This window comes from Paenibacillus sp. EB106-06-01-XG199 (genome assembly GCF_058791575.1).
Genome location: NZ_JBYTDQ010000004.1, coordinates 590,201 through 616,248, shown reverse-complemented (window position 1 = coordinate 616,248; position 26,048 = coordinate 590,201). Strand labels below are relative to the sequence as shown.

At 48.9% G+C, this 26,048-nt stretch carries 27 protein-coding genes; 21 read left to right on the top strand and 6 right to left on the bottom strand.

Annotated elements, in window-relative coordinates:
• Positions 1-135 precede the first annotated feature (135 nt).
• Positions 136-318, top strand: coding sequence for a hypothetical protein (locus AC3WT9_RS17835; RefSeq protein ID WP_038587245.1), 183 nt, complete (start codon positions 136-138; stop codon positions 316-318).
• A 230-nt stretch (positions 319-548) separates the two neighbouring features.
• Positions 549-1,265, top strand: coding sequence for a tRNA (guanosine(46)-N7)-methyltransferase TrmB (trmB, locus tag AC3WT9_RS17830; RefSeq protein ID WP_341377624.1), 717 nt, complete (start codon positions 549-551; stop codon positions 1,263-1,265).
• Positions 1,266-1,376: 111 nt separating this feature from the next.
• Here the strand turns inward: trmB and AC3WT9_RS17825 are convergent, their stop codons facing one another.
• Positions 1,377-2,492 (bottom strand): MGDG synthase family glycosyltransferase, encoded by a 1,116-nt coding sequence (locus AC3WT9_RS17825; protein ID WP_492407775.1) that lies wholly within the window; start codon positions 2,490-2,492, stop codon positions 1,377-1,379.
• A gap of 56 nt (positions 2,493-2,548) precedes the next feature.
• Complete coding sequence (locus tag AC3WT9_RS17820; RefSeq protein WP_341090565.1) at positions 2,549-3,076, bottom strand: phosphatase PAP2 family protein; 528 nt, start codon at positions 3,074-3,076, stop codon at positions 2,549-2,551.
• A gap of 413 nt (positions 3,077-3,489) precedes the next feature.
• Here AC3WT9_RS17820 and AC3WT9_RS17815 point away from each other — a divergent pair, with 413 nt between their 5' ends.
• The 4 genes from AC3WT9_RS17815 to rplT all read left to right on the top strand — a co-directional run bounded on the left by AC3WT9_RS17815 (position 3,490) and on the right by rplT (position 6,156).
• Positions 3,490-4,728, top strand: coding sequence for a glycosyltransferase family 2 protein (locus AC3WT9_RS17815; protein ID WP_341090569.1), 1,239 nt, complete (start codon positions 3,490-3,492; stop codon positions 4,726-4,728).
• Between the two features lie 281 nt (positions 4,729-5,009).
• Positions 5,010-5,507, top strand: coding sequence for a translation initiation factor IF-3 (gene infC, locus AC3WT9_RS17810; protein ID WP_038587254.1), 498 nt, complete (start codon positions 5,010-5,012; stop codon positions 5,505-5,507).
• A gap of 56 nt (positions 5,508-5,563) precedes the next feature.
• Positions 5,564-5,764: a 50S ribosomal protein L35 gene (rpmI, locus tag AC3WT9_RS17805; RefSeq protein WP_036696104.1), complete on the top strand. Its 201-nt coding sequence runs from the start codon at positions 5,564-5,566 to the stop codon at positions 5,762-5,764.
• Positions 5,765-5,796: 32 nt separating this feature from the next.
• A complete protein-coding gene (gene rplT / locus AC3WT9_RS17800) occupies positions 5,797-6,156 on the top strand; it encodes a 50S ribosomal protein L20 (RefSeq protein WP_038587257.1) in 360 nt (119 codons plus the stop codon).
• Between the two features lie 117 nt (positions 6,157-6,273).
• Here rplT and AC3WT9_RS17795 read toward each other — a convergent pair whose 3' ends face one another.
• The gene (locus AC3WT9_RS17795; RefSeq protein ID WP_341090574.1) at positions 6,274-6,816 is read right to left on the bottom strand and encodes an acyl-CoA thioesterase; all 543 of its coding nucleotides are present in this window, start codon (positions 6,814-6,816) and stop codon (positions 6,274-6,276) included.
• Between the two features lie 309 nt (positions 6,817-7,125).
• Between AC3WT9_RS17795 and AC3WT9_RS17790 the strand changes: the two genes are divergently transcribed.
• The 5 genes from AC3WT9_RS17790 to AC3WT9_RS17770 all read left to right on the top strand — a co-directional run bounded on the left by AC3WT9_RS17790 (position 7,126) and on the right by AC3WT9_RS17770 (position 12,559).
• Positions 7,126-8,127 carry a BMP family lipoprotein gene (locus AC3WT9_RS17790; RefSeq protein WP_341090577.1) on the top strand — a complete coding sequence of 334 codons (1,002 nt, stop codon included), beginning with the start codon at positions 7,126-7,128 and terminating at the stop codon, positions 8,125-8,127.
• Positions 8,128-8,299: 172 nt separating this feature from the next.
• The gene (locus AC3WT9_RS17785) at positions 8,300-9,838 is read left to right on the top strand and encodes an ABC transporter ATP-binding protein (RefSeq protein ID WP_341090579.1); all 1,539 of its coding nucleotides are present in this window, start codon (positions 8,300-8,302) and stop codon (positions 9,836-9,838) included.
• On the top strand, positions 9,831-10,904 hold the full coding sequence (locus tag AC3WT9_RS17780) for an ABC transporter permease (protein WP_341377627.1): 1,074 nt from the start codon (positions 9,831-9,833) through the stop codon (positions 10,902-10,904). Before AC3WT9_RS17785 ends, AC3WT9_RS17780 begins: the two co-directional genes overlap by 8 nt.
• Complete coding sequence (locus AC3WT9_RS17775; RefSeq protein WP_341090583.1) at positions 10,905-11,861, top strand: ABC transporter permease; 957 nt, start codon at positions 10,905-10,907, stop codon at positions 11,859-11,861.
• A 347-nt stretch (positions 11,862-12,208) separates the two neighbouring features.
• Entirely contained in the window at positions 12,209-12,559 is a 351-nt protein-coding gene (locus AC3WT9_RS17770; protein ID WP_341090585.1) for a hypothetical protein, read from the top strand.
• A 20-nt stretch (positions 12,560-12,579) separates the two neighbouring features.
• Here AC3WT9_RS17770 and AC3WT9_RS17765 read toward each other — a convergent pair whose 3' ends face one another.
• A complete protein-coding gene (locus tag AC3WT9_RS17765) occupies positions 12,580-13,026 on the bottom strand; it encodes a GNAT family N-acetyltransferase (protein WP_038587271.1) in 447 nt (148 codons plus the stop codon).
• A 644-nt stretch (positions 13,027-13,670) separates the two neighbouring features.
• Here AC3WT9_RS17765 and ilvB point away from each other — a divergent pair.
• The 4 genes from ilvB (at position 13,671) to AC3WT9_RS17745 (ending at position 18,738) form a co-directional block, all read left to right on the top strand.
• The gene (ilvB, locus tag AC3WT9_RS17760; RefSeq protein WP_341090588.1) at positions 13,671-15,419 is read left to right on the top strand and encodes a biosynthetic-type acetolactate synthase large subunit; all 1,749 of its coding nucleotides are present in this window, start codon (positions 13,671-13,673) and stop codon (positions 15,417-15,419) included.
• Positions 15,416-15,904, top strand: coding sequence for an acetolactate synthase small subunit (ilvN, locus tag AC3WT9_RS17755; RefSeq protein WP_038587274.1), 489 nt, complete (start codon positions 15,416-15,418; stop codon positions 15,902-15,904). Before ilvB ends, ilvN begins: the two co-directional genes overlap by 4 nt.
• Before the next feature lie 191 nt (positions 15,905-16,095).
• The gene (gene ilvC / locus AC3WT9_RS17750) at positions 16,096-17,088 is read left to right on the top strand and encodes a ketol-acid reductoisomerase (RefSeq protein WP_038587276.1); all 993 of its coding nucleotides are present in this window, start codon (positions 16,096-16,098) and stop codon (positions 17,086-17,088) included.
• A gap of 108 nt (positions 17,089-17,196) precedes the next feature.
• Positions 17,197-18,738, top strand: coding sequence for a 2-isopropylmalate synthase (locus AC3WT9_RS17745; protein WP_341090589.1), 1,542 nt, complete (start codon positions 17,197-17,199; stop codon positions 18,736-18,738).
• A 114-nt stretch (positions 18,739-18,852) separates the two neighbouring features.
• On the opposite strand, the gene AC3WT9_RS17740 is transcribed toward AC3WT9_RS17745, so the two are convergent.
• A complete protein-coding gene (locus tag AC3WT9_RS17740; protein WP_341090590.1) occupies positions 18,853-19,986 on the bottom strand; it encodes a response regulator in 1,134 nt (377 codons plus the stop codon).
• 227 nt (positions 19,987-20,213) lie between these two features.
• On the opposite strand from AC3WT9_RS17740, the gene AC3WT9_RS17735 reads away from it, so the two are divergent.
• From AC3WT9_RS17735 to AC3WT9_RS17720, 4 genes are read left to right on the top strand one after another with little or no spacing between them, the layout of a single operon-like run.
• A complete protein-coding gene (locus AC3WT9_RS17735; protein WP_341090591.1) occupies positions 20,214-20,780 on the top strand; it encodes an RNA polymerase sigma factor in 567 nt (188 codons plus the stop codon).
• Positions 20,777-21,232, top strand: coding sequence for an anti-sigma factor family protein (locus tag AC3WT9_RS17730; RefSeq protein ID WP_341090593.1), 456 nt, complete (start codon positions 20,777-20,779; stop codon positions 21,230-21,232). The genes AC3WT9_RS17735 and AC3WT9_RS17730 overlap by 4 nt, the downstream gene beginning before the upstream one ends.
• 27 nt (positions 21,233-21,259) lie before the next feature.
• Positions 21,260-21,757, top strand: coding sequence for a hypothetical protein (locus AC3WT9_RS17725; protein ID WP_038587282.1), 498 nt, complete (start codon positions 21,260-21,262; stop codon positions 21,755-21,757).
• 19 nt (positions 21,758-21,776) lie between these two features.
• Positions 21,777-22,865: a DUF4097 family beta strand repeat-containing protein gene (locus AC3WT9_RS17720; protein ID WP_341377632.1), complete on the top strand. Its 1,089-nt coding sequence runs from the start codon at positions 21,777-21,779 to the stop codon at positions 22,863-22,865.
• Positions 22,866-22,996: 131 nt separating this feature from the next.
• Here the strand turns inward: AC3WT9_RS17720 and AC3WT9_RS17715 are convergent, their stop codons facing one another.
• Positions 22,997-23,977, bottom strand: a complete 981-nt coding sequence (locus tag AC3WT9_RS17715; protein ID WP_341377634.1) for an aldo/keto reductase — start codon at positions 23,975-23,977, stop codon at positions 22,997-22,999.
• Between the two features lie 186 nt (positions 23,978-24,163).
• On the opposite strand from AC3WT9_RS17715, the gene AC3WT9_RS17710 reads away from it, so the two are divergent.
• Both AC3WT9_RS17710 and leuB read left to right on the top strand, forming a co-directional pair.
• Complete coding sequence (locus AC3WT9_RS17710) at positions 24,164-24,598, top strand: hypothetical protein (protein WP_341377635.1); 435 nt, start codon at positions 24,164-24,166, stop codon at positions 24,596-24,598.
• Between the two features lie 235 nt (positions 24,599-24,833).
• Complete coding sequence (gene leuB / locus AC3WT9_RS17705) at positions 24,834-25,916, top strand: 3-isopropylmalate dehydrogenase (RefSeq protein ID WP_341377636.1); 1,083 nt, start codon at positions 24,834-24,836, stop codon at positions 25,914-25,916.
• Positions 25,917-26,048: the final 132 nt, after the last annotated feature.

Sequence of the window (26,048 nt, the reverse complement as noted above, 5' to 3'; positions counted from 1 at the left end):
TTTTCACTTGTTAATGCTTACACATTATGTTATATTTAAATTGTAAAAAACCTGATACAGCAAGCATAATCTTCATTTATTGAATTCATAATTTCGTGTCGTCCGATCCATAATAAAACCCAAGAGGTGATCACGATGAATTCTCAAACATCATATGCCGAAGGCAAAGGCTCCATTGATGTGCAATTGACTCCTGATGAAGCGCTTGCGCTTACAGGTGTGGAGTTTAATGGCAACCATAAGATTAAGACAGAAGCGCAGCGCAAGATCAGAAATGCGTTCGAGAAGAAATTTGATTTTAATACACCGGCAAGGTAGACTATGAACTGTTGAACTAGTGGACCCCAATTCCAAATACAACATAAAGGGAATTCTCCGGCGGATTTTTTTTCCCCCGTCGGAGAATTCCCTTTTCCTTTTGGCAAATATATGTAGAAAAAGACGGAATCAGCATCTCTTCACTGAAATCCCTTTACTTTTGCAGATAAGTTCGGCACAATATTGCAAGTGATAGTTATAGTAATAAGTGAATAAGCGGAGGAATACCTATGCGTTTACGCGGAAGAAAAGGAATACGTGAAAGCCTGGAGGAACAGACCGATCTGGTAATCCTCGATCCACGCAGCCTCAAGGGGCGGTGGTCTGAATTGTTCGGCAACGATCATCCGATTCATGTGGAATTCGGAATGGGTAAAGGACAGTTCATTAGTCAAATGAGCTTCAAATATCCCGATATTAATTTTATCGGCGTTGATATGTACGATGAATTGATCCGGCGCGCGGCTGAGAAAGCCCGTTTGGTGTGGGAGCCGGCAGGACATGAGACGCCTCCTAACCTTAGAGTGGCACTCGCCAATATTAACTACGCTGAGGAAGTGTTTGCTCCAGGAGAGCTGGAGCGTATCTATCTGAACTTCAGCGATCCCTGGCCGAAGAGCAAGCATGCCCGCCGCCGCCTGACGCATCCGCGTTTTCTTGACAAATACCGCGGGTTACTCAGTCCGTTGGGGGAAATTCATCTGAAGACGGATTCCCGGAGCCTGTTTGAGTTCTCCCTTAATGCGTTTGCCGATTATGGCCTGCAAATGAAGAATATCTCTCTGGACCTGCATGCGGACGGCGTCATTAATGAGGAGCATGTCATGACGGAATATGAGACCAAATTTTACGGCCGTGGCGTCAATATCCAGCGCTGCGAAGCGATTGTCGGGGCAGAGGCGCTGGAGCGGTATCAGGCCACCCGTCTGGACAAATACCGGCTGTAGATCAGTTATTGCCGATTTATTTCTCTACCAGAACAGAAGCATACAAAAATGGCAGTCCAAGGTGAAACTCCCGGACTGCCATTTATATATGTCCCCTTGTTCTTGCGGGCGTTATTCGAGCATATCAATAATGCTTTGGGCGCTTTGCAGCGGATGAAACTTGGCGATCTCCTCCAGATGGCTTTTTCGTTTGGCCTGCACGTCCTCATAATTGTAGAGCAGCCGCTCCATCCATTTGTCGACTACATCCAGCGATGAAATCGGTTCTCCAAGACCTGCAGCCGTGAAGTAGCGGCAGTTCTCCTCTTCCTGACCTGGCAGGGGGTGATGAAAGAGCATGGGGATACCCTTGGCCAGACCTTCGCTGCAGGTCATTCCACCCGGCTTGGTAACGAGCAGATCGGATACCTCCATCAGCTTGTCAATCTCGCGGGTAAACCCGATCAGGGAGATATTGGGATGAATGTACCGGTGGTCCTCATTCATCTCACTCAGCAGTTTATCATTTGTGCCGAGACAATAGACGATCTGGACTTTCTCCCGCCAGCTCGCCAGCGCTTCGTTCACGACCTCATCGTTCATCATACCCCAGCCCCCGCCCATAACCATAACCGTCGGCAAGTCCTGCAGGCCGAACTGTTCCAGAATTTCCGCTCTTCCGGGATGTTCCCAGAAGCTGGGATGAACCGGCATGCCGGTAACCTGGATTTTGGCAGCGGATACGTTTCGCCGGCGCAGCTTGGCTTTGACCTCCGGGGTGGATACCAGATACCGGTCTACCTCAGGGCTGATCCAGGTGGCGTGGGCATCATAATCCGTGATCACGGTAACGAGCGGTGCTTTGAATGCCGGATCCAGCCGTTTCAGACGGGACACTACAGCGCTGGGTATAAAGTGGGTGCAGACTATAATATCAGGCCTCAGCTGCTTTACAATATTTTGCGTATGTGTATAAAATAAGCGGTGCAAGGCAAGCGTGGTAAGACGATTAAATGATTTCTGGTGACGGTACACGTACCCCATCAAGCGGGGCTGGGTCGTCACTGTTTTGCGGTATGCCGATACAACAAGAGGCGCCAGCTTTGGATTCAGGAAATTCCCTAGCTCCAGCACCTTTGTTTGCACTTGGGGCGATAACTTGCGCAGGCTGCTCGACAGCGCGTAAGCTGCCTGCGTATGTCCTGCGCCAAAACCTTCCGACAGCAATAAAACTCTTTTTTTGCGCAATGTTGGATTCACCTGTTCCCGGATGGATTTCGCCGTTAAGGCTTATGATGCAGGCTTCAGATCCATAAAACAACGGTGCCTGCCGCAACGCCAGCGCCGATAACCGCTCCTGCAAGAACGTCAGAAGGGTAATGCAGTCCCAAATAAATTCGGGAGAAACCGACAATAGCGGCCAGTGGCAGCAGGAAAACGGTCAAGGCAGGGTAAGCCGCCATATAAGGTACCGTTGAGGCGAAGATAGCTGTAGTATGACCTGATGGAAAAGAATGATCTTTAAGCGGATTATGAAACGTATTCGTTCCCGGCAGCGCCAGATAAGGGCGCATGCGCGGGTATAACTTTTTAGCAACAGCGACGGGCAGATGGCTGACAGCCAGAGCCGTGAGAGCCTGGAGTCCCGTTGTTCTCAAAGGCTGGGGTGAGAGCGCCCAGATTAGCACATTGATACCGATGGCGCTTGTTGCTCCGCCCAGATGGGTAAGATAGAAAAGCCAAAAGTTCAAAAAGGGGTTGTGCAATCGTCCGTTGATCCACTTGAAAATTTGCCGTTCCCAGAGATGTAGTTTCATGAATAAATGTTTCATACTTTGTCCCTCCGATAGTCCGGCTGAGGATAATAAACGCAGCAGCAGCCACTCGATCCAAGACCTGAAAGCTGTCTATATCATACGTTTTTAAAGCAGTCCATTTCAAGAAAAAGCTCGGTTAAGGTCGGAAAATGCCAGTTTTGACTTAACAACCCCTTACACCTTACAATGATTCAAGTAGGCTAAACATGTTTATAAGGTTACAGAGAATCGGGGAGTCCGCCATTTGGGATCTCTATAACATCTTTATAAACGGGATATATATAAATTGAAGCCTACTCCACAAAAAGGGGAAACTCTTGGTCTACTGTAAGGAATGCAACAAAAGGGTCAGAAAGAACGTTTAATAAGACAGAGAGAGAGAAAAAGAAAAAGCATACCAAGAGTGAAAAAGGGGGCATCAAAAGATCATGACAGACGCATTGTTTGTTACGCTCCAAGTGATCTTGGCGGCAATCGCAGTCTATCAGTTCACATTATCGTTGTTTGGACTGCGCAAGAAAAAGAATAAGGTACAGTTCGGGCCGGAAAAATCATTTGCTGTATTGGTTGCAGCGCACAACGAGGAAGAAGTCGTCGGCGCATTGATGGAGAATTTGAAACAGCTTAATTATCCCCAAGAGTTGTACGATGTATTTGTCATCTGCGACAATTGTACAGACGGCACCGCAAGAATTGTGCGTGAGCACGGAATGAATGCCTGTGTCCGCACCAATACCAACCTTCGGGGCAAGGGCTACGCAATCGAGTGGATGCTCAAGGAACTATGGGCGATGCCGAGACAGTATGATGCAGTTGTCATGTTCGACGCCGACAACCTTGCACATACCGAATTCCTCACAGAGATGAATAATGATCTCTGCGCAGGCGGGCGTGTAATTCAAGGTTATATTGATACGAAGAATCCGGAGGATTCATGGATTACTGCTGCATACGGCGTATCTTACTGGTACATCAACCGCTTGTGGCAGCTGTCGCGCCATAATTTGAACATGGCCAACTTCCTGGGCGGAACCGGTATGTGCTTCGAAACCAATCTGCTTAAAGAGATGGGCTGGGGAGCAACAAGCCTTGTTGAGGATTTGGAGTTTACGATGCGGAGCGCATCCAAAGGCGTATTTCCAAAGTTCAACTATGATGCCAAGGTATTTGATGAGAAGCCGCTTACGTTCAAAGCATCCTCCAGACAGCGGCTGCGCTGGATGCAGGGACACTTTACAGTGGCCCGCCGCTACTTCTTCCCTTTGTTGTGGCAAGCCATTAAAGAACGCAGCCTGACGAAGCTGGATCTCGCGCTGTATGGGGTGAATGTCTACATCGTGCTGCTGACGTTCCTGATGACTGCTGTAATGTGGGTAGACACTTCGCTGCTTAATGGTCCGCATATTGCCAATATTTACGGTTATTTGCCGCTCTGGCTCAGCTTCTTTGCAGTCGGCGCCAATGTTGTCACCTTCCTGCTGGCCATGGCGCTGGAGAAGGTCAAGTTCAAAAAAGTGTATCTTTACCTGCTGGTCTTTCCAGTGTATCTGCTTTCCTGGTATCCAATTACGTTCTATGCCTTCTTCACGCAGAACAACAAACAATGGAGCCATACCAAGCACACGCGTGTCGTGCGGCTTGAGGAAGTTCAGAGCAAGCAAGGATAAGCCCGGATTTTCACAAAAGAACATGTTGACACTCCTTGCGGAGTATTGTATAGTATTCAAGTGTGCAAAACATAGGGATTGCAAGCAGAAGCACCGGCTTCTCACCTGACTGGCAAATACGCCAGCTGGTTTTGATCTCAATGCTTTATGAATGGTTATAATTCATGAACGTTGATCAAACGGGGTGTCGGGGAGTTACCGGCATCCCTTTTTTATGGAGAACCGTAAATAAAATAATTGTAAAGTAGATCCGGAGGTGGAGTATTATCAGTAAGGAACATATGATCAATGATGAAATTCGGGCCAAAGAGGTTCGGTTGGTTGGAGCGGAAGGCGAGCAAATCGGAATTAAGCCGATCCGCGAAGCGTTGCAAATGGCGATTGATCTTAATCTTGATTTAGTCAACGTAGCACCGCAGGCGAAACCGCCGGTATGCCGCATCATGGATTACGGCAAGTTCCGTTATGAAACACAGAAGAAAGAGAAGGAAGCACGCAAGAACCAGAAGATCGTGGATCTTAAAGAAGTCTGGTTCCGTGCCAACATTGAGGAACATGATTACCAAACCAAGTTCCGCAATGTGATTAAGTTCCTGGGCGAAGGCGATAAAGTGAAATGCTCCGTTCGTTTCCGCGGACGTGAGATTACCCACGCTAGCATCGGCCAGAAGATCCTGGAACGTGTTAAGACCGAAGTGGAAGATATCTCTGTTGTTGAGCGCCAGCCTAAGCTGGAAGGCCGCAGCATGATTATGATTCTGGCTCCTAAAGCCCAATAATTTGGAGTCACTTGCACAGCAATTTGGCGCCGCATAATATTCAAGGAGGAAACACCATGCCTAAAATGAAAACACATAGCAGCCTGAAAGGCCGCTTCAAAATTACCGGAACTGGTAAAGTACTGCGTTACAAAGCTCACAAGAATCACTTGCTGTCCCACAAATCGAAACGCGCTAAACGCGTATTGAACGGCAATCCAGTAATGGCCCCTGGGGATGTAAGACGTTTGAAACAAGGACTCGCTAACTTGAAATAGTTTTATCACACATTTTTGGGAGGTTTATTAATATGGCAAGAGTTAAAGGCGGATTTGTAGTTCGTCGTAGACATAAAAAAGTGTTGAAATTGGCAAAGGGTTATTTCGGTTCCAAGCACCGCATTTTCAAAACAGCTAACGAGCAAGTAATGAAATCGATGGTTTACGCATACCGTGACCGTCGTCAAACTAAACGTAACTTCCGCAGACTGTGGATCGTTCGTATCAACGCAGCAGCTCGTTTGAACGGCCTGTCCTACAGCAAGCTTGTATTCGGCCTTAAATTGGCTGGCGTAGAAGTGAACCGTAAAATGCTGGCTGACCTGGCAGTAAACGATCTTAACGCATTCAACTCCCTGGCTGTTGTAGCCAAAGAGAAGATCAACGCGTAAGAGGAATAAATAAACCGAAAAGCACCACCTGCGGGTGGTGCTTTTTTTGCGCGGCGACATTCAGAGAAGCCCCCTGCCGGCCAGATTCTGTAAGGGAGGGGGCTTGCAGTTGGGATTTTATTCCCAGTACTTGGTGGTGCTCAATTGTGAAGCCAGCTTTTTGCTATTGGTTCGTCTTAGTTTGCGCAGCTCTGAACGTTCATTGGCAGATTCGCTGATCAGCTTCTCTTCATCGGTCTCGGGGATAATAGCCGGAACTGGAGCAGGTGTGCCATCCTCATGCACCGCTACAAAGGTTAGGAATGACGTAGCGGCGACAACACGCTCGCCTGTGTATAGGTTCTCCGAGATAATCTTCACAAAGACCTCGATACTTGTGCGTCCTGTCCAGGAGACGAAGGATTCGAAGCACACGGAGTCCGTAGGTCTGATTGGCAGAAGGAAGTCAACGGAGTCAGCAGAGGCGGTTACCACATTCGTGCGGCAATGGCGCATAGCCGAGATGGAGGCAACCTCATCAATGGTGCTCATCAGCTTGCCGCCAAACAGGGTTTTGTGGTTGTTGACATCATTCGGGAAGACACGGCCGGTTTTGAACACGCGGGATTCACGGCTGTATTTAAAGGCGGGCGCGTCTTGTGGGGTGTTTTGATCATCCATATTTTTCAGTACTCCCTTTTCATGCAAGATATAAACAATCATGATAATAGAAAATGCATTTGTGTGCAATAATATTTAAAAGGTTATAGGAATATGTTTAACTATTTCGAGCTTTTCTAACATCGAATAGACATAAATATAACATTTTGTGTTAGGGTAAGCGTTTTCTTGGTGAAAAATGCAAATTATTATTGACCTGAGGTCATTTATAGACTGGATTTTAGGTTTTTTTACAGTTATAATTTGAGCTAATGGTATGTCCAAGCAGAACACAGAAGACATCCAATTTCTTAAGGGGGATCACATTCGATGAAAAAGGTTTTCAAATTGTCGCTCGTTATGTTGATGGCAACCAGTGTCATTTTGGCAGGTTGCGGTAACAAAAAGGACGGCGCATCCGACGTTAAGGTAGGGCTGGTTACAGACGTAGGCGGGGTAAACGATAAATCGTTTAATCAATCTGCCTGGGAAGCCCTGGAAGCTCTTAATAAAGAATCAGGTGTGGAAATTAAATATCTGCAAAGTAAAGCCAACGCAGACTATGTACCAAACCTTAACCAATTCGTAAAGGGCGGCTACGATCTGACTTGGGGGATCGGCTTTGACCTTGGGGACGCTTTGCTGGAAGTAGCTAAAGCCAATCCGGATGCCAAACTGGCAATCATCGATAGCGTTGTAGACGCTCCAAATGTGGAGTCCGTTACTTTCTCTGAGAATGAAGGATCCTTCCTGGTGGGTGTTGTTGCCGGTTTGACAACTAAAACTAACAAAGTGGCCTTCATAGGCGGTATGGACAGCCCGGTTATCAAACGTTTTGAAGTTGGCTTCAAGGCCGGCGTAGAAGCAGTTAACCCTGAAGCAACAGTAACCAATACTTATGCAGGCGCTTATGACAAGCCTGATACAGGTAAATCCCTGGCTGCTACCCTGTATGATGCCGGTAATGACATCATCTTCCCTGCTGCCGGCGCAACTGGCAACGGCGTGTTCAATGAAGCTAAATCCCGCAATGATGCAGGCGGCGATAAAGTATGGGTAATCGGCGTAGATAAAGACCAATCCATAGAATTTGGCGACGATGTAACTTTGACTTCCATGATCAAACGTGTTGACGAAGCGGTTAAGAAAGTTTCCCAACAAGTGGTTGACGGAACATTCAAAGGCGGCACTACAACCGTACTGGGTCTGAAAGACAACGGCGTAGGCCTTCCTGAAACATCGAAAGCCAATGTATCCGAAGAAATTCTGGCTAAAGTTGAGGATTTCAAAAAACAAATCATCGATGGCAAAATCACTGTTCCATCTGAGTAATCGTTGAGATCGTGCTTGCAGCTTTACCATAAAGTATAAGGAACAAGGCCGGTTCTAAAGCTGGCCTTGTTCCCTGTTAAAAGTTATACGTGAACACAGCAGTGCCGCCTCGCAAGGGGCGGTACAGCCGTGTCTGTATGTCTATTATATATTCTGTGATGAGGGTGATTCCATGAGTGCTGCGGCTCCTGTCGTAGAGTTGAAGCAAATCACAAAACGCTTTCCCGGTATTGTAGCGAACGACTCTATAAGTCTGACGCTGGAAAAAGGGGAGATCCATGCGCTGCTCGGTGAGAACGGTGCAGGTAAGTCCACCTTGATGAATATCGTATTCGGACTATACCAGCCCGATGAAGGCAGCATCGAAATCGACGGGAAACCGGTTATTATCGATAGCCCTAATAAAGCTATTGAGCTTGGCATTGGTATGGTCCACCAACATTTCAAGCTTGTAGAGCCTTTTACGGTCACTGAGAACATTGTTCTGGGCATGGAACCGAAAAAAGGACTTAAAATCGACTATAAATCCGCTTCGGAGCAGGTTCGCAAACTATCGGATCAATATGGCCTGCAGGTCAATCCAAATGCCAAAATTCATGACATTTCGGTCGGCATGCAGCAACGGGTAGAGATTATGAAAACCCTGTATCGCGGAGCGGATATACTTATATTCGACGAGCCTACCGCTGTATTGACGCCGCAGGAGATTACTGAGCTTATGGCGATCATGAAGCGGCTCGTTGCAGAAGGCAAATCCATTATTCTAATTACACATAAGCTTAAAGAAATCATGCAGATTTCCGATCGGGTTACGATCATCCGTCGTGGAAAGGTGATTGATACCGTTAAGACTGCCGGGACGAATCCGAATGAGCTAGCTGAAAAAATGGTCGGACGCGGCGTGACATTCAAAGTGGACAAGCAGGCTCCGCATGTGGGATCCAGCGTCCTTAAGCTGTCCAATGTCAGCAGCAAGAGCAAGGAAGGCGTATCTGTGCTGAATGGCCTCAGCTTTGAAGTGAAGGCTGGTGAAATCCTTGGGATTGCAGGCGTTGACGGCAACGGACAAAGTGAGCTGATCCAGGCGATCACGGGACTCCGCAAAATTGATTCCGGTTCTATTACCGTATCCGGTAAAGAAATTTCCAACCTGTCTCCACGCAAAATCTCGGAAATGAATGTATCCCATATTCCGGAAGACCGTCATAAACACGGGCTTGTGCTCGATTTCAGTGTTAGTGAAAATATGGTATTGGAAACATACTACAAGAGTCCGTATAACCAGTCTGGCTTCCTGAAGAAAGACGTAATCAATCAGCATGCCGAGGATTTGGTCAAGCAGTTTGATGTGCGTACGCCTTCGATTGAGAACAAAGCCCGCTCTTTGTCAGGCGGTAATCAGCAAAAAGCGATTATTGCGCGGGAAATAGACAAAAATCCGACACTCCTGATTGCGGCTCAGCCGACACGTGGTCTTGATGTCGGAGCGATTGAGTTCGTGCAGAAGCAGCTGATTGCCCAGCGTGATCAGGGCAAAGCCGTGCTGCTGATTTCTTTCGAACTGGATGAGATTATGAATGTTTCCGACAGAATTGCCGTTATCTATGAAGGGCAAATCGTCGGCGAAGTATTGCCGCAGGATACGAATGACCAGGAACTGGGTCTGATGATGGCCGGTAGCTTGAAGCGGGGAGGAAAAGCGGGTGCATAGACTGAAAAAAATATTTGCGACAGACAGCTATATTGTGCCGGTTGTTGCAATAATAATGGGTTTCCTGGTAGGTGCTGTCGTAATGCTGGTCGGCGGATATGACCCTATCCTCGCCTATTCATCCCTGTTCCAGCGTGTATTTGGCAGTGCTTATGATTTCGGTGAGGCAATACGTGAAATGACGCCGCTGATGTTTACCGGGCTTGCCGTAGCCTTTGCCTTCCGCTCAGGAATGTTTAACATTGGTGCGGATGGCCAAGTGCTTATCGGTATGACCGCCGCTTCAGTGGTCGGTATTAAGCTGGCCGGACTGCCGCCATTCCTGCTGGTCCCGCTTGCTGTCATTGCTGCAGGGCTCTGCGGCGGCTTGTGGGCTGGAATTGCCGGCTTCCTTAAGGCGAAACGCGGCATTAATGAAGTTATCACTACCATTATGCTGAACTGGATCGCGCTCTATCTGGCAAATTACATTGTAAATACATTTTTGCTTCTTCCAAAGCAAAGCCGTTCGGAGGATATTCCCGCTTCGCTTTCCATGAACTTCTTGAATTCTCTGTTTGATAACGCCCGTCTGCACTGGGGTACAGTAATTGCGCTTGCTGCAGCGCTATTCTTCTACGTGTACTTATGGAAGACCAAACAAGGATATGAAATGCGTGCGGTCGGACTCAATCCGCATGCCGCAGAATATTCAGGGATGAATGTTGCACGCAATGTAGTGAAGGCGATGTTCATCAGTGGCGCTTTCGCCGGGCTGGCGGGAGCAGGTGAGGTGCTGGGCGTATTCCACTATCAATCCGTATTCGCTGCCTCGCCGGGTTATGGATTTGACGGCATCGCCGTCGCGCTTCTTGGACTGACTCATCCGCTTGGAGTCGTGCTGGCCGCTATCCTGTATGGAATACTGACGTATGGTTCGGCAGGCATGAGCTTTGGAGCAGATGTTCCACCGGAACTGATCCGTATCGTAATCGGTTCAATTATATTCTTTATTGCGGCACAAGGAATTATCCGCTGGGTGCTTAAACCGTTTTACTTCAAGCGTAAGAAAGAGAAGGTGTTATAGATGGATCTGCAGACGTTAGGACAACTGCTCAATACAACGCTTGTATTCTCCACAGCGCTCATTTTTGCCGCGCTGGGCGGCATCTTCTCTGAACGCTCCGGGGTAGTCAATATCGGTCTTGAAGGTTTGATGATGTTTGGTGCCTTTGCGGCAGCCGTGGGCGGATATTATGCCCAGGATGCCGGAATGGGGGCATGGGCTCCGTGGGTTGGTGTGATTTGCGCTATGGCTGTGGGTGTGATTGGCTCATTGATTCATGCGGTGGCCGCAATTACCTTTAAAGCCGATCAGACGATCAGCGGTACAGTAATCAACTTCCTTGCTGCCGGCAGTACGCTTTATATAGTTAAGCTGCTTTTTGAGGGCGCTGGTGAAACACCGCTGCTGGATGGCTTCAAAAAAATACCGGTGCCAGGTCTTTCGAAGATTCCGGTTATTGGCGAAGGGATTTTTAATTCCTATCCGACAACCTATTTGGCGATTGTGCTGGTTATTGTCATTTACTTTGTGTTGTTTAAGACTCCTTTTGGCCTTCGCTTACGCGCAGTTGGCGAACATCCGAGTGCTGCAGATACGCTGGGTGTCAATGTAAAGCGGATGAGATATATCGGAGTTATGCTGAGTGGCCTGCTGGCCGGTATCGGCGGAGCGACAATTACGCTGACGACTACAGGTACCTTTGGGCATAATACGATCTCCGGTCAAGGTTTTATTGCCATTGCAGCAATGATCTTCGGTAAATGGAACCCGCTTGGTGCATTTGGAGCCGCAGTATTCTTCGGATTCTCCCAGGCTATCCGCAACTATGTGCAGTTGTTTGAATGGTCCAATAGTATCCCTCAGGAATTTATCTTTATGATTCCTTATGTATTGACGATTATAGTACTGGTAAGTGCTGTCGGCCGCTCTTCGGCGCCCAAAGCGCTCGGTGAGCCATACGATCCCGGCAAACGTTAGACCCGCAGTTGATTTGAATAGCAATATTAATCAAAAACGCATTTCCGGCTGTTGCCGAAAATGCGTTTTTTTGTGCAATATAAGAATTTATAGGCTTCATGCTATAAATTATCCTTCTATTTCTCGCTGAAACGGATACGACGGCAAAGCCGTTTCTACTTGGTTTTGAGTCATATCTGCAGAGGATGCAGTGTGGCTAAACCGCAAGTAATTGCTACTCTTTCGCTGGACAGGGCATGTGTACAGGCGAACAGCAGACGCGCCGAATAAACTGTGTTGAAACTTATGCTAATGCATATGAGACAGATGTGTAAGCAGACGCTTACTAAACTTTTAGGAGGGATATTATGGCACAGCCGGTTACAAAGAAACAGGTAATGAAGCTGGTGGGCAGAAATATCGTTGCAGTGAAAAAAGATGGTTCTAAAGTGACGGGCAAGCTGCTCCGCATTTCTGGAAACCGTCTAATCCTACAGCGTGTCAGCGGTAAGAAAGTACAAACCAAAGCATTGATCCCGCTGGTACTGTTTGATTTGCTTGCCGTAGGCACAGCCCCTTATGCCGGCGGATATGGCCCTGGTTATGGGGGGTACCCGTATGGAGGCAATCCATATGGTGGATATGGTTATAACAAGTATGGAGGATATGCTCCTGGACCTTATGGCGGAGCTCCGGTACCACCAATTGGCTTTTTTTAAGAAGATTATAAGCAGCAGAGTCAATTGAACTGCTTTTCAAACTCATAACAATAGTTTTGCGCCTGATAACGGGCTACTCTGTAGCCCATTTTTTGATAAAAGGAAATACCGGCAGTATTTCCAGTATCAACAGCAACCTTGGCCCGCTGACAACCGCGAGATAATGCAAACCGCTCTGCGCGGTCCATGAGCATATTCCCCCAATGTTTGCGCCTTGCTGCAGGGGCTACGGCCAGCATATCAATATACAGCAGATCACCGTGCAGCATAAAGTGGACAAACCCCAGCGGATCGCTCTCATAGTCTGGGCAGGCTACCAGTGTAACTCCTTGCCCCAAGCGGCGGGGCAGATCTTTTCTGACCTGATTAATTACGGTTTGGGGGAGATGGGATAATGGGACGAGCTGCTTTTCAATCAGATCCAGAATGACGGTGTCGTCCTGCTTTGGTCTACGGTAACGAATCATAGAGCGCCTCCTTTCCACGCATTGTCGTACATCATATGCCCAGGGTGGTGTGGGCGTTACGGCAAACCAGAACAACAATTTGTGTCAGTTACGGAAATAAGGGTATTGACTTAACCGTGTGAGGAATCATATAATGTGTCTAAACATTTTATCGAACATACATGCATCGGCAATGATGAGGACGAAGTTTTAAGGGCTCTTTTGCTCAGAGAGTGAGAGGAATTGCTGCAACCTCCACCAGAATCCCTTATATACGAGCTCACCTCGGAGCTGTTTTCCTGAAAGGTCCATCGGCAACAGTGGTGGAATTATTAGGGGGAATCGTTTAGTCCGCGTTAGGGACTTCAGGTACAAAGATTTGGGCCCTGCCTACATCGATGGATTTTTGTTACCTGATAAGGCGTTACATCGCGAGATGTAATGCAAACATGGGTGGTACCACGGAAGATCAACCTTTCGTCCCTCACGCGCTTCTATTTTGCGCGTGGGTGGCGGAAGGTTTTTTTGTTGCCCATAAGAGGATGGTTAGCTGCACTGGGTTGGTGAACACTAACTTTCAAGGAGTATAGCCAATTCTTACAGCTGTATAAAAGACGGTCTGTCATTTTCATAATGAATGTTAAATATCGAAGGGAGGAATACTGATGAGCGCGAATATACCGGAAGTGCGGTCTACAGAGCAGTTACGTGAGAAATGGAAGAATCCCGAGGTGATTACGGGATCCGAAGTCCTGCTGCGCAGTCTAGTACTGGAAGGCGTTGATACTGTATTCGGATACCCGGGCGGGGCTGTGCTGTACATCTACGATGCGCTTCATGGCTTCGATGATTTCAAACATATTCTGACCCGGCATGAGCAGGGCGCAATTCACGCGGCTGACGGATATGCCAGAGCGAGCGGCAAAGCGGGAGTATGCATCGCTACCTCCGGACCCGGGGCTACCAACCTTGTAACCGGCATTGCCACCGCCTTTATGGATTCTGTTCCGCTGGTGGTCATCACCGGGAACGTCTTCTCCAGCCTGATTGGAACCGACGCATTCCAGGAAGCGGATATTACAGGCATCACAATGCCGATTACGAAGCATAGCTATCTGGTACGTGATGTTGAGGATCTGCCGCGAATCATTCATGAGGCGTTCCATATTGCCAATACAGGACGTAAAGGTCCGGTGCTGATTGATATTCCCAAAGATGTCTCGGCAGCCAAAATGTTATTCAATCCGGTGGAGCTGCAAGGCGTTAACCTTCGTGGTTATAACCCGCGGACCGTTCCGAACAAACTTCAACTCGATAAGCTGATCCGGGCCATTGATGCTGCAGAACGTCCGATTATTATTGCAGGCGGCGGTGTCATCTACTCCGGAGCGCATGAAGAGATGTATGAATTCGTAAAACGGACGGAAATTCCGATTACAACAACTCTGCTGGGACTGGGCTGTTTCCCGAGTGCGGATGAGCTATGGATGGGAATGCCGGGCATGCATGGCACATATACCGCCAACAATGCTATTCAACAGTGTGATCTGCTAATTAATATCGGTGCCCGGTTTGACGACCGTGTTACCGGCAAGCTGGACGGCTTCGCGCCAAAAGCCAAGATTGTTCATATTGATATCGATCCCGCAGAAATCGGCAAAAATGTATCGCCTGACATTCCGATCGTTGGCGACGTGAAGACAGTGCTGGAGATGCTGATTCCCGATGCACGCCGGGCAGCAGGTGCTGATGCCTGGAGAACACAAATTGCCCAGTGGAAGCTGGATCAGCCGCTTCGCTACAAGGATTCGGAGACTGAGCTTAAACCGCAATGGGTTATTGAAATGATAAACGACACCACCAAAGGTGAAGCTATCGTTACTACAGATGTAGGACAACATCAGATGTGGGCTGCACAATATTATAAATTTAATCATCCCCGTTCATGGATCACCTCCGGGGGACTTGGAACAATGGGCTTCGGATTTCCGTCAGCCATCGGAGCGCAAATGGCGCACCCGGACCGCCTGGTTGTCTCGATCAATGGGGACGGCGGCATGCAGATGTGTTCCCAGGAGCTTGCCATCTGTGCTATTAATAACATTCCGGTCAAGATTGTAGTTATTAACAATCAGGTGCTTGGGATGGTCCGGCAGTGGCAGAATCTGATCTATGAGAAGCGTTACAGCTATACCGACCTCGCCGGCAGCCCGGATTTCGTAAAGCTGGCTGAAGCCTATGGTGTTAAGGGACTGCGGGCCACGAACAAAGAAGAGGCTGGCGCAGCATGGAAGGAAGCTTTGGAAACGCCGGGACCTGTTCTGGTAGAATTCGTTGTTCCCAAAGACGAAAATGTCTACCCGATGGTAACTCAAGGGTCAACCATTGATCAAATGCTGATGGGGGATGAATGACAGTGATGAGACATACGATTGCTGTGCTTGTGAATGACCAGCCAGGTGTGCTGCAGCGGGTTTCAGGGTTGTTCGGCCGCCGGGGGTTCAATATTGAGAGCATTACCGTGGGTCAATCCGAGGAGGTTGGATTATCCCGGATGGTTATTGTTACACTTGGTGACCAGCATACTCTGGAGCAGATTGAGAAGCAGCTCTATAAACTGATTGATGTTATTAAAGTAGTGGATCTTGGTGCCAAACCGATGGTTGCCCGTGAATTGGCGCTGATTAAGGTCAAAGCTGATCCGGCTGAACGTCCGGAAATTATGGGCGTAGTCGAAACCTTCCGTGCCTCTGTAGTCGATATCGGTACAACAAGCGTGTTGGTGCAGGTTGTGGGAGACACTCAGAAGATTGATGCAATGATTGAACTTCTCAAGCCATACGGCATCAAGGAGCTTTCCCGTACAGGAGTTACAGCGATGATTCGCGGCAATGCCTAATTGTCATAATTTACGGCTTTAACGGATTACTGCTGGTTTGCATTAATTTGATGAGATCATTTGAATGTTCCCGCTAAAGAGCGGGGACTTGAGGAGCAGCCTGAATCTCAGTCCGGATCACCACCGCGAGTTGGCGCTCTTGAAGTACCCGCTCTTTACGATGGGTCCCAAATTAAAGGAGGATATTGACAATGGCAGTGACAACGTACTATGAACAGGATGCAGAACTTAGTGTGTTAAAAGGGAAGACAATTGCAGTAATCGGGTACGGTAGCCAAGGGCATGCCCAGGCGCAAAACCTGCGCGACAGCGGGCTTCAGGTTGTCATCGGCCTGCGCGAAGGTAAATCCTTCGAAACCGCCAAAAATGACGGGTTTGAAGTATTGCCGGTAGCTGAAGCAGTATCCCGTGCAGATGTAGTGCAAATTCTCATGCCGGACGAAACACAGGCATCCGTATATAAGAATGAAATTGAACCGAATCTCAAAAGCGGCGCAGCGTTGATGTTCTCCCACGGCTTCAATGTGCATTTCGGTCAAATCGTTGCTCCTAAGGATGCAGATGTGCTGCTGGTAGCACCAAAATCCCCGGGTCACATGGTTCGCCGTACTTATGTTGAAGGCTTCGGCGTTCCTGGTCTGATCGCTATCGAGCAGGATGCAACCGGAAATGCTAAAGCAATCGGCCTTGCTTATGCCAAAGGCATTGGCTGTACCCGCGCAGGGGTTATCGAAACCTCATTCCGTGAAGAAACCGAAACCGATCTGTTCGGCGAGCAGGCTGTACTTTGCGGTGGTGTATCCGCTCTGATCAAAGCCGGCTTCGAAACTCTTACAGAAGCAGGATATGCTCCTGAAATGGCATACTTTGAATGTCTGCATGAACTTAAACTGATCGTTGACCTCGTTTATGAAGGCGGACTTGCCACTATGCGCGATTCCATCAGCAACACTGCTGAATACGGCGACTATGTAACCGGTCCACGCATTGTTACGGATGAAACCAAAAAAGCAATGAAGGCTGTGCTTACCGATATTCAACAAGGTAAATTTGCCCGTGACTTTATCCTTGAGAACCAGTCCGGCCGTGCTTTCCTTACAGCTACCCGCCGCAACGAAGCTGCTCATCCGGTAGAAGTAGTAGGCAGCCAGCTGCGTGAAATGATGCACTGGATTAAGAAATAAGCTCATATACTTAAGATTATTGAAACTATAGTGCAATCCTCAGATGCGGCCGTAACTTTTGCGGGCCGCATTTGAGGGTTTAAGCACAATTTTCAGGAGGTGCTCAGCATGCGGAAAATTTATGTGTTCGACACGACGCTGCGTGACGGAGAGCAGTCGCCGGGTGTGAACCTCAACACACGAGAGAAAGTCGAAATCGCTTACCAGCTGGAAAAGCTGGGCATTGACCGGATGGAGGCGGGATTCCCTGCGGCTTCACCGGGTGATCTGGCAGCGGTAAACGCAGTGGCAAAAGCCGTGAAGAATGTTACCCTGATCGGTCTTTCCCGCTCCAGAGAGAGTGACATTGATGCGGTGAAAGAAGCGCTGAAGGGAGCGCAGGACCCCTGCATTCATATTTTTCTTGCCACCTCACCCATCCACCGCCAGCACAAGTTGCGCATGGATAAAGCACAGGTGCTGGAGACAGCGCAGTCCGCTATCCGCTATGCCAAGAAATATTTTTCCAAGCTGGAGTTTTCACTGGAAGATGCGGGGCGTACAGAGCGTGACTTCATGGCCGAGATGGTGGCTATGGCCATCCGTGAGGGTGCCAATGTAGTGAATATTCCCGATACAGTAGGTTATTTGAACCCTTCGGAATACGGGGCTATTTTCAAATTCCTGAAGGACAATGTACCGGACATCGAGCGGGTTCAGCTTAGCGCCCACTGTCATAATGATCTGGGTATGGCCACCGCCAATACGCTTGCTGCGATCCAGAATGGTGCGGATCAAATCGAAGGCACAATCAACGGTATCGGTGAGCGGGCCGGAAATACGGCGATTGAAGAGGTCGCGCTGGCGCTGGAGACGCGCAGTGAGTTTTTTAATGCAAAAACTTCGCTGGTGCTTTCGGAAATTTCACGCACAAGCCGTCTGGTCAGCAAGCTGACCGGGATGGTGGTACCGGGCAACAAGGCGATTGTTGGTGCCAACGCCTTTGCCCATGAATCGGGTATTCATCAGGATGGCATGCTGAAGGAGAAGACTACCTACGAAATCATGACACCTGAGACCATCGGCCTCAAAGAGAGCAAGCTAGTGCTTGGCAAACACTCCGGACGTCATGCCTTCCGCGATAAGCTTAGCGATCTGGGATACGATGTTTCTGAAGAAGAGGTGAACGCTGCCTTCGCAAGGTTCAAGGAACTGGCGGATAAGAAGAAGGAAGTGTCCGATGAGGACATTATGGCGCTGCTGGAAGAGAGGCTGATTGATACGCCGGAAATTTTCAGCCTGCAGACGATTTACGTTACCTATGGCAATGAAGCTACGCCAACCGCCAAGGTTGTTATTAAAAGCCAGGAGGCTCAGCCGATTGTGGCGGTGGCCGAAGGTAACGGCTCGGTGGATGCGATTTATAATGCCATTGATCAGGCTACGGGTGAGGAAGTGACACTCGGAGATTATTCGATTAAAGCGGTCAGCCGGGGCAAAGACGCGCAGGGAGAGGTGCATGTCGTACTGTCGCAGGGTGAAGTGGCCGCACAGGGCCGCGGACTGAGCACGGATATTCTTGAAGCCAGTGCCAGAGCCTATTTGGATGCGCTCAACAAGCTGCTGGAGAAACGCAAAACCTACACGCAGCGTGATCATGCTCAGCTGTAAAGAAGTGCAGTGTCTCTAAACAAGTTCTTATCGAGCTGTCAGTACAGTGGAATAATGTCTGCTGTACCGGCAGCTTTTTTGATTGCAAAAAAGGAGGGGGACATTCTAGAGGATTCAGAGAAGGTGATGCTTCCAATTATGATACCAGCGTTCAATATTGACGGGCAGCTCAATGCTGAGCTCCCTGTTCAGCAAATCCGTTAAGATGTTGTATTGCTCCTCTACCGCCGAACGTTCTCCTATGCGGTCATAGACCTTCATGAGGCCTAAATGGCCTTGCTCAAAATAAGGCTGCAGCTGTACAATCCGCTGATACACGGTTACCGCCTCCGGGATTTTTCCGCAGCCGATATAGAACTCGGCCATCTCCATCGCATGATGCAGCCAGATGCTTCGCAGGCGCTGGCGTTCACTTTCTGCCCACAAATAATCATAGTCGGCCAAATAATCGCCCGAGTAGAAGCCAAACCAATACTGGTACTGCCCATAGTTACCAGCATTTATCGGCTCAAGGGATAAGATTCCTTTTTCCCATTCTGTACTGTCTACCAGCATGCTTCCTGTTTCCAGCTTATAACCTTCCCCGCCGCTTAGATTTCTGATCTGCAGATCTGTTTTCCCTTGCTTCAGGCATTGACGCACTTGATAAATAGTTGTATACAGATGGTTGGAAGCCTTCTTTAAATTGAAATCAGGCCACAGCAGATCAATTAGCGTGTCTTTGCTGATGAAGCGATTTCGGTGATGAAATAAAAAGGCGAATAATTCTTGCCCCTTTGCGGTACGCCAGCGGATATCGTGCAGCTGCAGTCCGTTCCGTTCGAACCGGAGACATTGGAAACAACGGATCATCATTTCACTCCCGTTGTTCACTTGCGGCGCATGGTGCATTTTCTTCTCCACGCGAGCGAGAGTTTTTATCAGCCGTTCCTTTCGCACAGGCTTCAGAACATAGTCAAGGGCATGAAGCTCGAAGGCATCCACTGCATAGCTGTTATAAGCGGTAACAAAGACAATGCTTGTCCGGGGGCAGTGAATTTGTATGATTTCTGCTGCCTGCAGTCCGTTTAATTCGGGCATATCGATGTCGAGAAAGATAACGTCAGGGTTCAGGTAAGCGGCTTCGCTGACGGCTTTCCTTGAATCTGTGAAGGTAGCCACAATCGCAACATTCCCCAGTGCCTCTAGCATCATCTTCAAATTCATGAGAGCAAGCCGCTCATCATCCACAAGCACTGCGCGAATCATTGAATCACCACCAATTTATTATGAGTTTGTAGTTCCGAGTGTTAAGGCAATCACTAGGATAAGTTTGCTTTTTGCCATAATAATGAGGTGATTTCGACAAGAAAAGGCATTAATCCTTCAAAAAGGGATTTATCTTGTTGTAGGATATACATAATAGGCTTGAATGTTCATGAGAAAAATTATTTAAAAACGTTGCAGGGAACTCCGGTTGCCCGGCGTCTAACTTTATGAAGCTGAAGGAGGGGAGAATACTGGAAGAGACGGAGTGGATTTCTGCTGTGCTAAGCGGCGAGCACCAGGCCTTCGGGCATCTGGTCAATCGTTATCAAGGCATGGTGTATAGAGTATGCATCAAAATTACAGGAGAAGCCGAGTCGGCCAAGGATATGGCCCAGGAAGTCTTCATAAAAGCCTACAAGGCACTTCCCTCCTTCAGGGGGCAGTCTTCATTCTCCACCTGGCTGTACCGGATTGCTTACCGGACCTGTCTCGACTGGAAACGGGCGAATGACAGGGAGTGGCGGCACCGCAGTATGGCAGATTACACGGAGAATGACTGGGTAACGACGCAGACGCCTGAATCTGCTGCACTGCGCAAGGAAGCCTCGCAGGAGCTGGACGAGAATTTGAACAACCTCACAGAACCGTACCGGTCGGTCGTGCAGTTGTATTATTTTCAGCGTCACTCCTATCAGGAAATTGCTGATCAAAAAGGGATTTCAGTCAAAACAGTGGAATCGCAGCTCTACAGGGCCAGACAGATGATGCGTAAAAGCGGGGAGGAATGGCGATGAATTGTGCAACAGTAAAAGAATGGATGCCACATTATATTGAAGGCTGGCTGTCTCCTGAAATGGAGTTGAATGTTCGTCTGCACATTGAATCTTGTCCCGACTGCGCGCAGTGGCTGGAAGAAGCCAGAGGGCTGGCGGCGCTGTGGAGCGAGATGGAAACGGGCGGGAAACTGGTGGATCTTCCGGAGTATCCCGACTTTACCACCGATGTGATGTCACGCATTGAACAGCTTGAAACCGGGCGCAGAGAGCGTACCGTTAAATCGACTATGTCCAGACGCCGGACTGCACCAGGAACCTCATGGATGCATTATGGACTTGCTGTTTGCTTAACCTTCCTGCTGCTTCAATTGGGGGTATTTGAGAATCTGGCCTATGGCATCAATGAAATTAATGGGCATATGTCAACTTCAGTCTCATCCTGGTTTAATGCTCAAGGAAGCGCTGAATAGAAAATTAACACTAAAGGAGCATATTAGATGATTAAAAAAAGACGCTGGCTGACGTTTCTGCTCGCGATGGTTCCAGGGATTGGCCATTTATATCTGGGATTCAAAAAGTTGGGCCTTCAGTATATGATTGGAGCATCGCTCTGCATCATACTTATTCCTTCCATGCCGACGGTATTTCCATTCGCCCTCGCGGCCTTATGGTTCTACCAGCTGTTTGATGCGCTGCAGAAGGCGGCCTGGATGAAAGTATCCGCCGCTGAGCATGAGCGGATGATGTTTCATCCAGACAGTTTCGGAGCGCCGTGGACGATGGGGATGCCTGCGGCTCCAGATTATCCGCATGACGATCTGAATCCGGTCTGGGTGGGTATTGGCTGTGTAGTAGTGGGTTTCTTGCTGCTGTTGATTACTGCTTTCCCATGGCTCTGGCACATTCTCACAGATATGAACATCGGGGCAATTCTGCTGTCGCTTGGCTTAATCGGGTACGGGCTTAGTATGCTTAGAAAAAATCCTAAAGTATAGAGAAATGGGGAAATGAACCATGGGGAGATGGAAAATCGGCAGTTTTACGGCCGCAATTGGCTGCATCGTGCTGGGTGTCATAATTGTACTTGCCCAATTTGATGTGGTAACGTATGACGCACTGGGTTTTATCTGGCCTGCGTTGCTCATTCTGTTCGGCCTGGAAATGCTGCTCAGGCTTTTCATCAGATCAGAGGTTAAGAGCCGTGTCAGTGGTTGGGCAGTTGTCCTAATCATTGTGCTGGTCGCAGCTAGTGGAGCACAAACTGTGCTGACCGGCGGCTCAATAAGCCGCATTCTCGGCAAGACACAGCTGGCTCCGCTCAGCGGAACCGTGGAGGTAAAGCCGGAAATCAAAAAAATTAAGATTGAATTGCCGAACGGGAAGGTTAAGGTTCAAGGTGTGGAAGGCAGTACGCTTGATTATGAAGGCAGCCTGGAGCTTCCGGGTAAATCGGCAAGTGAAGCAGCAAGTGCGCTGGAAAAGAAGTGGAAGGTGACGACGGAAGGAGACACCCTAACTCTGGAGCTGGACGAAGAAACGACTTGGCTCGATATTCAAATCGGATTTAATTTCAAGGATCCGTACCTGAACGTCAATCTTCCTATGAATCTGGCTGTGGAAGTTGACACCGGCGATGGTTCAGTTGAGGCCTCAGACCTGAAGGCTGGTATTGAAATTGACACCAGCAACGGCACCCTGGATATTCATGATGTTGCCGGAGGTGTAGATGCCCACACGAGTAACGGCACAATGGTGGTGAAAGATGTTAAGGGGGAAGCGAAGCTTGTCAGCTCCAACGGAGCGATTACCCTGGGGAATATAGACGGCACCTTAACGGCCAAGAGCAGCAACGGCAGGATTACCATTGACTCGGCGGCTACAGGTGACTGGGATCTCAAATCCAGCAACGGTAAAATTACCGCCAGCCTGCCGGCAGCAAGCGATGCAAAGATTACTGCCGACACCAGCAACGGTGCGCTGAAGGGGAATATCAATTGGCAGCGCGACGGTGATAACCATGGAACTGCCGTACTTGGCAGCGGAACCCATAAGGTATCTTTATCAACCAGCAACGGTGCAGTGACCGTGGATACGACTGAATAATTAAATTAAGGAGCTGTTCCCCCTTGTGCTCTACGGGAGAACAGCTCCTTATTGCTTTATAAGATCAATAAAAGGACAGGGTTCTTCCGGTCTGCTTCTGCCCATTGGCTGAAGTTAACGGCCGTGGCGTTCTACCAGGCATAGGCTTTCGGGGCTTCCCCGCCGGGTCCCGGGAAGATTTCATCCAGCCGCTTCAGCACGGATTCCTCCAGCACAATCTCCAGGCAGCGCAAGGCGCTTTCGAACTGCTCAAGCGTCCGCGGCCCGATAATCGGCGCCGTTACGGCAGGGTTGGACAGCAGCCAGGCCAGAGCGATATTATCCTGTGGCTCCCCGAGCTCACGGCTTAAATCGGCAAAGGCCGTAAGCTGGCTCTTGTATTGCTCTACACGTTCAGAGTTGCCGCCGCTGCGGCTGCCCTCAATCTTCTTGAGTGCATTCCGGCCAAGAAGACCGCCGTCGAGCGGGCTCCACGGAATAATGCCGAGGCCGAGATTCTTCGAGGCAGGCAGCACCTCAAGCTCAGGGAGACGGCAGGTCAGACTGTATTTATGCTGCTCCGATACTAGACCTAGGAAACCGCGGGCTTTCGCTTCCATCTGTGCCACGGCAATATCCCATCCGGCAAAGTTACTGGAGCCGACATAGCCGATTTTGCCTTGGCTTACAGCGAGCTCAAATGCACCCCACAGCTCGCCCCAGGAAACCTTACGGTCGATATGGTGCATCTGGTACAACTCGATGTGATCAGTCTGCAGGCGCTGTAGTGAGCCTTCCAGATGGCGGCGGATAATATAGGAGGACAGGCCTGCTTCATCGTTGGGTCCGTCCAGTTTGTCGCTCATTGCCCCGTAGACCTTGGTGGCCAGCACGACCTTTTCACGCCGGCCGCCGCCCTGCTTGAACCAGCGGCCGATGATCGTCTCCGTCATTCCGGAGTTCTCACCCCATCCATAAATGTTAGCGGTATCAAAAAAGTTGACCCCGGCATCCAGCGCAGCATCCATAATGCGGAAGGCTTCCTTCTCATCCGTAATCGGACCAAAGTTCATCGTTCCCAGACACAGGCGGCTGACCTTCAGACCGGACTTGCCAAGCTTCGTGTATTGCACTCTGCAACCCCTCCCTCAATCCATTTTGACGAACAACTGCATACTAATTGTAAACAACTCAAGAAACAAGAGCAAACACAGCAGCACTTGCAGAAATCAGTAATAAATGTATATACAAATTTAACCATAATGGTAGAATGGAGACAAGCATATAAATACGCTTACATTTTCTAAAGGAGGAATATTATGAGAAAAAAAGGTATCTTATCTGCTGGAGTCGCATTAGTAATGATGTTCAGTATGGTGTCTTCCGTTTTTGCTGTCTCTTCCACCGTTCTTATTCCCAACCTGGATTATTTTATCCAGCACAGCCTGAAAAATGATGATACAGTCACCTTCAAGTACAAAAATACTTCGAGTACAACGCAAACCGCAATTTTCAGAATTACCAACGTAGGTGCTCTGGATACGGGAACCGACCAGGTAACGGGTAAATTTCAAGGCAGCTATTCTCTTGTTTACGCCAACGGACAAACAATAAACCTGGGAACGATTGGGGGTTCCAGCCTGTCCGGCGGACTCAACAATTACCTGGCTCCGAATGCATCTCTGGTAGTCACCGTAAAGAACGCCAATGCCAATTCGCAGAATGCTTTTAAGATCAGATTCGATAATCATTAATCCACAATGACAAGCTTGTGGTAAAAGGGCTCTCCGGTCAGACTGGAAGAAGATGACTGGGGAGCCTTTTGTGCGAACTTGTGGATACAGCGCTTACTTCAAGTCTGGTTGACTTATAGGAGATACCTATCACTTCCATAGAATCTATATCTTTGTCCTTTTCCCGGCGGTATGATACAACAATATAAAGAAGAACTATGTCTGCGTGAAGCAGGCAATCTAAGGAGTGACTGGAATGAGCGACGTTAAAAAAATTGCCGTAATTGCCGGGGACGGTATCGGACCTGAAGTTGTAGCTGAAGCTGAAAAAGTACTCAAGAAAGCGGAAGAGGTATTCGGGTACGCCTTTGAAACTGAGCATGCGCTGTTCGGCGGCATTGCAATTGACGAACGGGGAACCCCGCTGCCGGAAGATACACTGGAAATTTGCCGCAGTGCAGATGCAGTACTGCTCGGAGCCGTCGGCGGACCGAAATGGGACAACAATCCGAAGGAGCTGCGCCCGGAAACAGGATTGCTCGGTATCCGCAAAGCACTGGGGCTGTTCTCCAACCTGCGTCCGGCTGTTGTGTTCGATTGCCTGAAGGATGCGTCAACGCTGAAACCGGAAGTGCTGGAAGGCACTGACCTCATGGTTGTGCGGGAACTGACGGGGGGCATCTATTTCGGAGAGAAGCTGCGCCGCCAAGGTGAGCATGGGGAAGAAGCTGTTGATACCTGCGTATATAACGTAACGGAAGTGGAACGTATTGTCCGCCAGGCCTTTGAAATTGCCGGTAAACGCCGAAATAAGCTGGCGAGTGTCGATAAAGCGAATGTCCTGGAGACGTCCCGCTTATGGCGTGAGGTTGTGAACAGAATTGCTCCGGAGTATCCGCAGGTGGAATTGGAGCATGTGCTCGTGGACAACTGCGCAATGCAGCTGCTGCGCCGTCCATCCAGCTTCGATGTCATTGTTACCGAGAACATGTTCGGGGATATCCTGAGTGATGAAGCGGCTATGCTGACTGGCTCCATCGGTATGCTGGCATCAGCTTCACTGGGTGAGGGCAGCTACGGCCTGTATGAGCCGGTCCACGGCTCCGCGCCTGACATTGCCGGCCAAGGTCTGGCCAACCCCATCGCGACCATCCTGTCGCTTGCGCTGATGTTCCGCATGACCTTTGGCTACGAGGAGGCGGCAGCTGCAATTGAGACCGCTGTGGCTGAAGTGCTGGATGCAGGCCACCGTACGAGCGATATTGCAGTAGACAAGAGCAAAGCGATCAGCACAACGGAAATGGGCGATCTGATTGTTGCGGCGATCCGCAAAGTGTAAGGTACCACAGCTTACCTCCTTTGACTCAAAAAAACAAAAAACTTCACAGAAAGTTGCTTATTTATAATAATTATAAAAAAGTAATGAATGTAATATTGACTTTGATTTTGTACGATGATACCATTTGGTCTA

Excerpts from the sequence above, each read along its gene's own strand:
- AC3WT9_RS17740 (WP_341090590.1), bottom strand. The coding sequence starts at position 19,986 with ATGATTCGCGCAGTGCTTGTGGATGATGAGCGGCTTGCTCTCATGAAT.
- AC3WT9_RS17720 (WP_341377632.1), top strand. The coding sequence starts at position 21,777 with ATGGGGAGATGGAAAATCGGCAGTTTTACGGCCGCAATTGGCTGCATC.
- AC3WT9_RS17710 (WP_341377635.1), top strand. The coding sequence starts at position 24,164 with ATGAGAAAAAAAGGTATCTTATCTGCTGGAGTCGCATTAGTAATGATG.
- leuB (WP_341377636.1), top strand. The coding sequence starts at position 24,834 with ATGAGCGACGTTAAAAAAATTGCCGTAATTGCCGGGGACGGTATCGGA.
- AC3WT9_RS17730 (WP_341090593.1), top strand. The coding sequence starts at position 20,777 with ATGAATTGTGCAACAGTAAAAGAATGGATGCCACATTATATTGAAGGC.
- AC3WT9_RS17770 (WP_341090585.1), top strand. The coding sequence starts at position 12,209 with ATGGCACAGCCGGTTACAAAGAAACAGGTAATGAAGCTGGTGGGCAGA.
- trmB (WP_341377624.1), top strand. The coding sequence starts at position 549 with ATGCGTTTACGCGGAAGAAAAGGAATACGTGAAAGCCTGGAGGAACAG.
- AC3WT9_RS17795 (WP_341090574.1), bottom strand. The coding sequence starts at position 6,816 with ATGGATGATCAAAACACCCCACAAGACGCGCCCGCCTTTAAATACAGC.
- AC3WT9_RS17815 (WP_341090569.1), top strand. The coding sequence starts at position 3,490 with ATGACAGACGCATTGTTTGTTACGCTCCAAGTGATCTTGGCGGCAATC.
- ilvB (WP_341090588.1), top strand. The coding sequence starts at position 13,671 with ATGAGCGCGAATATACCGGAAGTGCGGTCTACAGAGCAGTTACGTGAG.
- rpmI (WP_036696104.1), top strand. The coding sequence starts at position 5,564 with ATGCCTAAAATGAAAACACATAGCAGCCTGAAAGGCCGCTTCAAAATT.
- infC (WP_038587254.1), top strand. The coding sequence starts at position 5,010 with ATGATCAATGATGAAATTCGGGCCAAAGAGGTTCGGTTGGTTGGAGCG.
- AC3WT9_RS17820 (WP_341090565.1), bottom strand. The coding sequence starts at position 3,076 with ATGAAACATTTATTCATGAAACTACATCTCTGGGAACGGCAAATTTTC.
- ilvN (WP_038587274.1), top strand. The coding sequence starts at position 15,416 with ATGACAGTGATGAGACATACGATTGCTGTGCTTGTGAATGACCAGCCA.
- AC3WT9_RS17775 (WP_341090583.1), top strand. The coding sequence starts at position 10,905 with ATGGATCTGCAGACGTTAGGACAACTGCTCAATACAACGCTTGTATTC.
- AC3WT9_RS17725 (WP_038587282.1), top strand. The coding sequence starts at position 21,260 with ATGATTAAAAAAAGACGCTGGCTGACGTTTCTGCTCGCGATGGTTCCA.
- ilvC (WP_038587276.1), top strand. The coding sequence starts at position 16,096 with ATGGCAGTGACAACGTACTATGAACAGGATGCAGAACTTAGTGTGTTA.
- AC3WT9_RS17735 (WP_341090591.1), top strand. The coding sequence starts at position 20,214 with ATGAAGCTGAAGGAGGGGAGAATACTGGAAGAGACGGAGTGGATTTCT.
- AC3WT9_RS17765 (WP_038587271.1), bottom strand. The coding sequence starts at position 13,026 with ATGATTCGTTACCGTAGACCAAAGCAGGACGACACCGTCATTCTGGAT.
- AC3WT9_RS17785 (WP_341090579.1), top strand. The coding sequence starts at position 8,300 with ATGAGTGCTGCGGCTCCTGTCGTAGAGTTGAAGCAAATCACAAAACGC.
- AC3WT9_RS17835 (WP_038587245.1), top strand. The coding sequence starts at position 136 with ATGAATTCTCAAACATCATATGCCGAAGGCAAAGGCTCCATTGATGTG.
- AC3WT9_RS17790 (WP_341090577.1), top strand. The coding sequence starts at position 7,126 with ATGAAAAAGGTTTTCAAATTGTCGCTCGTTATGTTGATGGCAACCAGT.
- AC3WT9_RS17745 (WP_341090589.1), top strand. The coding sequence starts at position 17,197 with ATGCGGAAAATTTATGTGTTCGACACGACGCTGCGTGACGGAGAGCAG.
- rplT (WP_038587257.1), top strand. The coding sequence starts at position 5,797 with ATGGCAAGAGTTAAAGGCGGATTTGTAGTTCGTCGTAGACATAAAAAA.